The sequence below is a fragment of the Bradyrhizobium sp. 23 genome, from assembly GCF_023073295.1.
Taxonomy (GTDB): domain Bacteria; phylum Pseudomonadota; class Alphaproteobacteria; order Rhizobiales; family Xanthobacteraceae; genus Bradyrhizobium; species Bradyrhizobium canariense_D.
Window position 1 is genome coordinate 15,792 of record NZ_JADPJF010000014.1, and the last position, 566, is coordinate 16,357.

The 566-nt window shown below is 69.4% G+C and carries 1 pseudogene; it reads left to right on the forward strand.

The annotated features are described in order from the left end of the window. A pseudogene (locus tag IVB32_RS02205) lies at nucleotides 1-566 on the forward strand (chromosome segregation protein SMC); the annotation flags it as partial.

Genomic DNA, 566 nt, shown 5'->3' on the forward strand with positions numbered 1-566 from the left:
CGCACGTCGCCGCGCGGCAGACGCTGGAATCCTCGCGCTCGCCGCTCGTCGAAGCCGACAAGCGCGTGCAGCGGCTCGATACCGAGGCGCGCACGATCTCCAAGATCCTGAACGGCGAGACCAAGAATCTGTGGCCGCCGATCATCGACGGCATCACCGTCGACAAGGGATTCGAAAAAGCGATCGGCGCAGCCCTCGGCGACGATCTCGACGCCCCGGTCGATCCGTCCGCGCCGATGCGCTGGACCAATTCCGGCGTCACCGACGGCGATCCGGAACTGCCCGAAGGCGTGGTGCCGCTCGCCAACCACGTGCAGGCCCCGGCCGAGCTGACTCGCCGCCTGGCGCAGATCGGCGTGGTGCCGCGCGAGCGCGGCGCCGAGTTGGTCTCGCATCTCAAGACCGGCCAGCGGCTGGTCTCGCCCGAAGGCGACGTCTGGCGCTGGGATGGTTTTGTCGCAGCCGCCCACGCGCCGACCGGCGCAGCACGGCGGCTTGCCGAGCGCGCCCGCCTCATCGATATCGAAAACGACCTGGAGCAGGCCCGCATCGACGCGCAGATCAAG